General features: G+C 62.1%; 7 protein-coding genes. 4 read left to right on the forward strand and 3 right to left on the reverse strand.

Going from position 1 to position 9,047, the window contains the following annotated elements; translation table 11 throughout:
* From V7116_RS24355 to V7116_RS24365, 3 genes are all read right to left on the reverse strand, one after another.
* On the reverse strand, positions 1–2,217 hold a 2,217-nt coding region (locus tag V7116_RS24355; protein WP_324394597.1), incomplete at its 3' end, for a polyribonucleotide nucleotidyltransferase.
* A 186-nt stretch (positions 2,218–2,403) separates the two neighbouring features.
* The gene (rpsO, locus tag V7116_RS24360) at positions 2,404–2,673 is read right to left on the reverse strand and encodes a 30S ribosomal protein S15 (RefSeq protein ID WP_324394598.1); all 270 of its coding nucleotides are present in this window, start codon (positions 2,671–2,673) and stop codon (positions 2,404–2,406) included.
* A gap of 677 nt (positions 2,674–3,350) precedes the next feature.
* Positions 3,351–5,459, reverse strand: a complete 2,109-nt coding sequence (locus V7116_RS24365) for an NYN domain-containing protein (RefSeq protein WP_324394599.1) — start codon at positions 5,457–5,459, stop codon at positions 3,351–3,353.
* A 601-nt stretch (positions 5,460–6,060) separates the two neighbouring features.
* On the opposite strand from V7116_RS24365, the gene V7116_RS24370 reads away from it, so the two are divergent.
* From V7116_RS24370 to V7116_RS24385, 4 genes are all read left to right on the forward strand, one after another.
* The gene (locus tag V7116_RS24370) at positions 6,061–7,383 is read left to right on the forward strand and encodes an AI-2E family transporter (protein ID WP_324394600.1); all 1,323 of its coding nucleotides are present in this window, start codon (positions 6,061–6,063) and stop codon (positions 7,381–7,383) included.
* A 135-nt stretch (positions 7,384–7,518) separates the two neighbouring features.
* A complete protein-coding gene (locus V7116_RS24375) occupies positions 7,519–7,845 on the forward strand; it encodes a hypothetical protein (RefSeq protein WP_324394601.1) in 327 nt (108 codons plus the stop codon).
* Between the two features lie 38 nt (positions 7,846–7,883).
* Positions 7,884–8,192 (forward strand): hypothetical protein, encoded by a 309-nt coding sequence (locus V7116_RS24380; protein ID WP_324394602.1) that lies wholly within the window; start codon positions 7,884–7,886, stop codon positions 8,190–8,192.
* A gap of 98 nt (positions 8,193–8,290) precedes the next feature.
* Positions 8,291–9,047 (forward strand): class I SAM-dependent methyltransferase (locus V7116_RS24385; RefSeq protein WP_324394603.1); only part of this gene is annotated, 757 nt, incomplete at its 3' end.

Consider the following 9,047-nt stretch of genomic DNA (forward strand, 5'->3'; position numbering starts at 1 on the left):
ACCACCGCCGCGATTGCCGCCGCCACCGCCGCGACGTCCGCCGCCGCTGCCGATGCGCGGATCTGCGGCGCGCGCTTCTTCGAGCGTCCAGCCTTCGAGCACGGCCTGACGGCTGAGGCGGATCTTGTTGTCGGAGTCGATGTCGGTGATCATGACCATGATCTCGTCACCGATGCTGACCTCGTCGCTGGTTTCCGCGACGTGGTGATCCGAAAGCTGGCTGATCGGCACGAGGCCATCCTTGCCGGGCAGCAGCTCGACAAACGCGCCGTACGACTCCACGCGGACCACGCGGCCCGTGTAGATGCGGCCAAGCTCCGGTTCTTCGACCAGGGCCAGGATCATATCGCGGGCACGGTCGGCGCTGGGGCCGTCCACGCTGGCGATGAAGATCGTGCCGTCTTCCTCGATGTCGATCTTGGTCGAGGTTTCTTCCTGAATGCGGCGAATGGTCTTGCCGCCCGGTCCGATCACCATGCCGATCTTCTCGACGTTGATCTGGACCGTCTCGATGCGCGGCGCGTACTCGCTCAGGTGGCCGCGCGGCTCGGGGATGACAGCCAGCATCACGCCCAGGATCTGCATGCGGGCATCGCGCGCCTGGCTCAGGGCCTGGCGCAGCACGTCATCGCTGACACCCTTGATCTTGATGTCCATTTGCAGCGCGGTGATACCTTCGCTGGTCCCGGCCACCTTGAAGTCCATGTCGCCCAGGTGGTCTTCCATACCCTGGATGTCGGTCAGGACGGCGGTGCGGTCGCCTTCTTTGATCAGGCCCATGGCGATACCCGCCACCGGGCGGATCATCGGCACACCGGCGGCCATAAGGGACAGGGTGCCCGCGCAGACGCTGCCCATGCTGGTGCTGCCGTTGGAGGACATGACCTCGCTCACCACGCGAATGGTGTAGGGGAACACGTCTTCCGCCGGGATCATCGCGCGCAGGGCGGTTTCGGCCAGCGCACCGTGCCCGATCTCGCGGCGCTTGGGACCGCGCAGGAACCACGTCTCGCCCGTGCTGTAGGGCGGGAAGTTGTAGTGGTGCATGAAGCGTTTTTCGTCTTCGGGATACAACCCGTCGAGTGGCTGGCTGTCACGCGGGGTGCCGAGCGTGCAGATGCTGAGCACCTGCGTCTGGCCGCGCTTGAACAGGCCGGAGCCGTGCACGCGCGGCACGAGGTCCACTTCGGCGGCCAGCGGGCGGATCGTGAAGAGGTCGCGCCCGTCGGGGCGGATGCCTTCTTCGATGATCCGGCGGCGCATTTCCTTCTTCAGCGTATCCTCGATGGCTTCACGTACGGCCTTCGGGCTGACGCCGCCATCTTCGTCCGGCGCGGGACCGGCTTCTTCGTACTCGGCGATCAGGCGTTCGCGCAGGGCATCCATCGCCTCGTTACGCGCGTCGCGCTCCGGGCGGGTCTGCAGGATGTTGACGATCTCGTCGCGGGCCTTGCTCTCGACTTCGCTCGCCAGTGTCTCGTTCACCACGGATGGGATGTAGTCGCTCTTGGGCTTGCCGAGCTGCTCGCGCATTTCGTTCTGAATGCGGATGACGTCCTGCACTGCGTCGTGACCGAAGCGCAGCGCGTTGACCATCGTCTCTTCGTCGACTTCGTTCGCGCCCGCTTCGACCATGATGATCGCGTCGGCGGTCCCGGCCATACGCAGGTCGAGCGTGCTGTTGTCCATCTCGGGGATGGTGGGGTTGGCGACGAATTCGCCGTCGATCAGGCCCACGCGCACGGCACCGATCGGGCCGCCCCACGGCACATTCGAGATGTGCAGCGCGGCGCTGGCGGCGATGATCGACAGCATGTCAGCGTGATTTTCCTGGTCGTGGCTGAGCGAAGTCACGATCACCTGCACCTCGTTGCGCATGTCCTTGGGGAACAGCGGGCGCAGCGGGCGGTCGGTGACGCGCGAGATCAGGATGCTCGCCTCGGACGGGCGGCCTTCGCGGCGCATGAAGCTGCCGGGGATGCGGCCTGCCGCGTAGAGCTTCTCTTCATAGTCCACGCTCAGCGGGAAAAAGTCGATGCCCTCGCGGGCGGTCGAGCTCATGGTCGCCGATGCAAATACCATCGTGTCGCCCATGCGCACGGTCACGGCGCCGCCGGCCTGTTCGGCCAGCTTGCCGGTTTCGATGATCACTTCGCGATCCGCAACGTGGGCCACGAAGCGTTGGTTGGCGGGCATCCCGCCATTACCTGTAGTCATGGAATCCTCCGTAGACTAAAAAGCCCGGAGACAGGGACTGGAATATACGCTCAAGCCGCGTGCCCAACCAGAGGCCGCTTGAGGTCGTATGTTCCAATACCTGTCACTCCGGGCAAACGTCAACTTCTTTCTTGCTTAAAACAAACGCGCGGACCAGTCCGTGATCCGCGCGTTGGTTTTCTCGGTTTAGCGGCGCAGACCCAGGCGTTGGATCAGCTCGCGGTAGCTTTCCGGGTTCTTGCGGCTCAAGTACTTCAGGTGGCGGCGGCGCTGGCCGACCAGCTTGAGCAGACCCCGGCGGCTGTGCTCGTCATGCTTGTGAACACGCAGGTGCTCGGTGAGCTGCTCGATCCGGGTAGTCAGAAGGGCAATCTGAACTTCCGGTGAGCCGGTGTCCCCGTCGTGACGGGCATAGTTCTGGATTAGATCGGTCTTGATGTTCTTGTTGAGTCCCATCTTTTACATCCCTTCAGCGTACTGCTGTTGTCACCAGATGGTCCGGGACGTTGGCCCACCGGTCACGGTCAATAGGTTTAACACCCGTGACGATTATAGCAAGTCGTGGAAGAGATGAAAAGGCTCAATGCGTTGGGGCGGGAGTGCGGTGGTTTGGTGAATGTGTACAGAGGCGGGGAACTGCCAGGGATATACGGTGTCTTTTCAGTCGCACGGCTACTGATGTTTTTTTCTGGCAAAGATAAAAACCATGATAAGCGACGTGGTAAAACTCACTACTGTCACACCGATTGCTGTCGCGACTAGCCTCAGTTTTTCATCAACACTTGACGTTAAAATGTAGTAAACAAAAACAATTCCGCAGAAGACGAGCAGAGGAATATACATTTTGCGTAAAGTCTTAAGCTGATTCAAGGTTCTTCCTTTATCTGGAGGCTGTTATGCACTTTTTGAGCGAGAAAATGCAAGTTTCTCCCACGCTCAATGCTTCACGTGACCCGTAGAGGCGGGGCTTGCTCCGCCCGGTATGCGCAAAGCCGGAATGACCGGGAGCGATGTCGCGTTGTGTGCCACAGAGGCAGCAAAAGGGGCGTATAACGATACGCCCCTACACATTTTACGTCTGCTGCCGGACCGGCGACCAATCCTTGATCCCGAGTGCCTATTCCCTGCTTTTTCTACTCTTCCGTCGTTTCGCCCGCCACCAGACTGACCGTGTGGTGGGTGCGGAACAGGCTGTACAGGTCGTGCTGGCCGGGCACCGGCTTGAGGATGTTCTCGGACTGCATGATCGAGATCCACAGGTCGAGATCCTCGTCTTCCATCTGCATCTGCTGCTGCAAGACCTCGCGCGAGATCGGCGCGCGGCGCTCGTACAGGTCGAGCAGAAGCTGGACGAAGCGGTTGCGCTCGCTCAGAACGTCAATCACCAGCGGCGAGCTTTCGACCAGCGAGATGCCCTTGGTCTTGTAGTCGCTCTGCGGATTGTCGTACTCGCGCACGACGACCGCGCCCATCTCCAACAGTTCCTCGACGGCCTGTTGGAAGGTGGTGCTGGGATCGAACGGGCGCAGACGGCGGTGCAGGCTGCCCAGCGGGCACCACGCGAAGCCTCGGAAGCTGGTGAACTGCTCCACGCTGACGATCACGCGGCGGGTCATTTCGTGCACGTCTTCTTCGGTGACGCCGGGCGGATTCTGCGCCGTCGCCGCGACTTCGAGATCCGCGAGCTTGATCACGGGCACGAGGTCTTCGGGATTGTGGCGGTGCGGGACCAGCTCGCGCGCGAGGATGTTTTCACGCACGAGGAAGTCCACCCATTCCGAGCGCCAGGTGTCGGAGCTGTTCAGGCCCGGCCCTTCCAGGCCGTGATCCATACCGATACCCTTCAGCAAGAAGCCGTAGTTGACGTATTCCCAGCCGCGCACGTGCAGCGTATTGGCGACGCGGTGCACGATACGATCGCGGATGAGGAAGGTCTTGTCCACCATGGGGTGCGACATATTCAGCCCGATACGCTGGGTATCGGGATCGTATTCGAGCAGGCCCCGGCTGGCCGCCTGGAAGATCAGATCTTCCGCGCGGTCCTCGTTGGGGACTGTGTGCGCTTCGATGAGCTGGTTGACCAGCTCGTCCAGCGTCACCGTTTCGTCCTCGATCTGCGTCAGCAGTTGATCGAGCTGCACGATCACGCTCGACCACTGCGACGGGCGGAATTCCGGCTCCTCGTACTGGAGCACGCCGCCCTGAATGGGGGTGAGCGTCGGGGACGTATTGTAGACCGACGGCATCTCGCTGTGGCGGTGCAGGTTGCAGAAGTCCTCGACGTATTCCACGCTCAGCGCCGGGTTGGATTCGACCAACCGGCTGGTGCTGCCGCGCACGCCCCAGACGATCACCTGCTTGTTGCGGCCACGGACGGCGCTGAAGACTTCGTTGAAGTCACGGTCGCCGCTGGCGATGATGAACACGTCGGCGCTGTCGACTTTGGCGCTGTCGCCCAGGACTTCTTTGGCGATGCGCATGTCGGCGCTGTTTTTGCCGGGCAGGCTGAAGACCGGATCGATGTTCGAGCGCGCCATGCGGCTCGGCGCTTCGTCCGAGACTTCGCGCCCGGTGCGGTCCGTCAGCGGGGCGAGGCTGCCGCGCTGGCCCCACGGCGCATAGGCGGCCATGTGGACCACTTGGCCGTGCGTCTGCGCCTGCCGGATCATACCCTCGACCAGATTGTCGATGTCGAGGATGTATCCCTGTTCGCTCAGGCTGATGCTGATGTTCTCGAAGTCGATATACAGCGCCACCGTTTTGCTGGGGATGCCGAGAATTGCCTCCAGCGGCTGGAAGATCACGTCTTCCACGTCGGGCGGCGGCTCGTCTCCCCAGATGCGCACGCGGGCGCGGTCGGAGGTCTGGACCCGGTGCACCAGCGTCGAGATGTCCAGGCGCGTGGTGGCGATGATCAGCTCATCGACCGGGTCGGATTCGACGGAGAAGTAGTGCATCAGCAGCGCGTCGGTGACGAACTTACGCTCGGGCACGTTGAACAGCTCGTAGCCTTCACCGGCGAAGACCTGCTGCACGCTGACGCCCGCGCTGCCGCTGGGACGGCGATAGCGGTTCCAGTCCGCGACCGCCACGGCCCGCAGATCGTCCGGGCTTTTGAGTCCTGCTGCCAGCGCGGCGCTGTTCATCAGTGCTGCCGCGATGGATGGGACGTCGGGGGCGACGCCCCGCTGCTCTAATCGCTGAAGCAGATCATCGACATCGACAATTAAGTATGCTGTCATCCATAAACCTCACGTGGGCTATCCCTCATTAGGCAACGGATAATGAGGGTTAGCCAAAACTGCAGACCGACATTGCGCCGCGGCCTCCAATGAAGCCGCACACAATGCCGAGATACTCTCACATTGAATGGGGGCGTGTAGCATGTGGTGGGTAAGGCTAAATTTATCAGCCTAAGCTATCGTAATAACGGGCGTAATTTTGGGCAGCAGTGATGAGTCTGAAACTGTTAAGCCTTCAAAAAGAAAAAGGTCTTCGACCAGTGCCAGATCTCGGCAAAAATTTCTTGGACTAACCACCTTTGATACAGGTGTAATGCTCTATCAAGACGATCATGCTACGTTGCCCACAGCTTCATTTTAGCAGGCGAAGCGTTATTAGCCAAGTCGCACTTTGTGTAATTTTCACTAGCTCTCCACGTTTATATTGGGTTACCGCCACTTTGCAAGGGTGGTTATGCGGCAGCTTTCGCGGCCCATTCAGTCAGGGCAGCGCCGGGCAGATGGTTAGCGTTTCGTTACCCGTCAGGTTACAATTGATGATATCAGCGCCTCTCACATCGAGATGCCAACACGGGGCCCATCCCTAGAACAGAGTGACAACGTGTCCGGCAGAGTCCCCACTGTAACAAGCCCACCCTGGAGCAAGTCGACCAAGACGATCGTAACGTTGGTCCTGGTTGGCCTGCTTTTGCTGCTGATGATGCGCATCGACTCCACGACGTGGACGTCGCTCGCGCTGACGGTCGTATTCGCCTATTTGCTGTCGCCGCTGGTGGGTTTTTTCGAGCACCGGCTGTACGGCCTGCACCATTACGAATCGCGCCGGACGCTGGCCGTGCTCATGACGTGGCTGGTGTTGTTCGGGCTGATGGGAATCGTGGTCGGCCTGATCGTCCCGGCGACGCTCTCGCAGTTGCGCCAGTTCGCGGAAGACGTGCCCTCGCTGGTGGAAAGCACCCAGCAGGATCTTGAAGAATTTCTCAGCCAGCCGATCACGATTGGCGATTTTACGATCGTGCCCTGGGAGGAGCTGCAAGGCGTGGTGCCATTCGGTGACGGCACGACGTCCAGCTCCGACAACGGCACGTTCAGCGACACGCTCCAGTCGACGCTGCTGTCCGTCTCGGACTCGGCGCTGACGTTCGTCGGGGGCGCGGTGTCGCTGGTCGTTTCGACCTTCCTGATGCTGGTGATGATGTTCTACCTGATGCGCGACGGCCCGATCTTCATCGACTACTTCGTGCGGGGCACGCCCGAATCGTACCGGGGCGACGTGCTGCGCCTGTTCCACGAGCTGGGGCTGATCTGGAACGCGTATCTGCGCGGCCAGATTTTGCTCGGCGTGGCGGTGGGATCCGCGACGTACGTCGCCACGCTGATCCTGGGGCTGCCGCAGTCGCTGCTGCTGGCGATCCTGGCCGGGTTCCTCGAATTTATCCCGAACCTCGGCCCGACGCTGTCCGCGATCCCGGCGGTGATGTTCGCGCTGACGACGCCCAGCTCGACCATCGGGCTGGATGCGGGCATCGGCTTCGCGCTGGCGACGATCGCGGCCTACATGGCGATCCAGCAGCTTGAGGCGATCTTCCTCGTGCCGCGCATCCTGGGCAACAGCCTGGATCTGCACCCGGTTGTGGTGCTGATCGCCATCCTGATCGGCTCGAATCTGGCCGGGCTGCTGGGTGTGATCCTGGCCGCGCCGATCGTGGCGACGCTGCGCCTGTTCGGGCGCTACATACGCGGCAAACTGTTCGACGAGGAGTTATTCCCGGCGATCGCGCCCTATTCGGCGCAGCAGCGGGGCATGATCTATCAGGTGATGCACTATTTCCTTAGCAAACGGTTCCCGGTGCTGCCGCCCAGCGGCACGGAAGATTGGAAGCGCATCACGAGCGGCGGCATCGAACCGGTACAAAAACGCTGACAGGCGCGAAATCCGCCGGTTTACACGGAAAACTCGCGCGGCGACACATACCGATCTGGACAGCCGCCGCTGTTCCGGCGACAATTAGCAGTGCGTTGGCTGCCCAGGGCAGCAGCGCGCGGTTAGGATGCAGTGATGTTCGAAGCATTTCGCAGGCTCTTGTGGCCCGAATCGGGACGCAAGCGCCAGCCGCCCACGCCGCTCACCGATGAGCGGATCGTGGCAGGGTACCGGATGTTCTGGACGAAGTCCGTTTACACCTGGGATCCGGCGCGGCGTAAGGCTGTAGCAGGGCGCGTGCAGGCGGTTGCTGCCGCCCCTGACTTTGAAACCACTATGCTAGAACGGCGCTTTCGCGTCGAAGGGCTGGATGATCAGGCGCACAGTGGCGCGAGTCTGCTGGCCCTGTTAGAAGTCCTACAGGCGGTGGAAGCCTTTGAAGCGGACGCCGAGAATGACTAGTGCAGTGTCGCGCATTTTTTGCTAAGGAGAATCCAGCCATGAATAACGATGTACCCGAGATCCCGACCGAGTCAATTGCCGAGACCGAGAACTACACCATCTGGGTGGCTCAGGAGCCGGACGAAGAAGTGACCTATCACCTGGAGCTTGGCGCGGTGACCGTACACTTCTTCCAGGAAGAATGGGAAGATTTCCTGGATCTGGTCGGTGATGTCAGCGACGAAGCGCCCGAAGAAGGCGAAGAAGAAATGGATTATGAAGTCGAGCTGGACTGGGGCTCGCTCTATTTCAGCCGCGACGAGTGGGAAGAATTCAAGCGCCTGCTCGGCCAGATCGAAACTGAATAACCGACCGGTTTACCGGATGATGAGACGTACGACCACCAGGGACAATTCAGCCGAATTGTCCCTGGATCGTATCCGGCAGGGTGCGGGGAGCGATCCCCGTGGATGAGCGCGACGTTCGCTTTTTGCTGCACGACACGGGCCAATCCGCGCTGGACTGGCTCGCCGGGCAGGACCTGGACGAGCGCCACACCCTGAGCCTGATCGGGGCGCTGCGGCGGACGCTCACTCCCGCGCAGGCCAGCGCCGTGCTGACCACGGCGCGGCTGCGCCAGCGGGCCGAGGCCAAGTTCAGCCGGGCGGCGGGCATGTACTTCACGCCCGACGCGCTCGAACAGGCCAGCGGCGAAGCGATCAGCCGGTGGCGCGCGCGGCGTTTCGCGGATCTCGGCGCGGCGCGCATCGCGGATCTGGGCTGCGGTATCGGCGGGGATCTGTTGGCGCTGGCGGCGGTTCCCGGCGCGTCCGCGATCGGGCTGGATCTCGATCCTGTTCGGCTGCGGCTGGCGGCTGCGAACCTGTCCGCCTATGGGCTGTCCGGCGCGCTGGTGCAGGGCGATCTGCTCGATCCGCTGCCGCTGGCGGGCGTGCCCGCCGCGTTTTTTGATCCGGCCCGGCGCGAGGCCGGACGGCGCATCTTTTCCGTGCGCGACATGCACCCGCCGCTGGACGTAATACGCGCGTGGCCGTTCGAGGCGCTGGCGGTCAAGCTGTCGCCGGGTGTGGACCTGGGTGAGCTGTGGCCCTATACCGCTGCCGGGGCGGGCGTCGAGTTCGTCAGCATGGGCGGCGAGCTGAAGGAGGCCGTGTTGTGGCGGGGCGCGTGGGGCTTCGCGGGGAACCGCGCCAGCCGCGTCG

The sequence above is a fragment of the Aggregatilinea sp. genome, assembly GCF_036822615.1.
Taxonomy (GTDB): Bacteria; Chloroflexota; Anaerolineae; order Aggregatilineales; family Aggregatilineaceae; genus Aggregatilinea.

Bases quoted from the DNA above. Each gene is read 5' to 3' on its own strand.
- rpsO (WP_324394598.1), bottom strand. From the start codon at position 2,673: ATGGGACTCAACAAGAACATCAAGACCGATCTAATCCAGAACTATGCC.
- V7116_RS24365 (WP_324394599.1), bottom strand. From the start codon at position 5,459: ATGACAGCATACTTAATTGTCGATGTCGATGATCTGCTTCAGCGATTA.
- V7116_RS24380 (WP_324394602.1), top strand. From the start codon at position 7,884: ATGAATAACGATGTACCCGAGATCCCGACCGAGTCAATTGCCGAGACC.
- V7116_RS24375 (WP_324394601.1), top strand. From the start codon at position 7,519: ATGTTCGAAGCATTTCGCAGGCTCTTGTGGCCCGAATCGGGACGCAAG.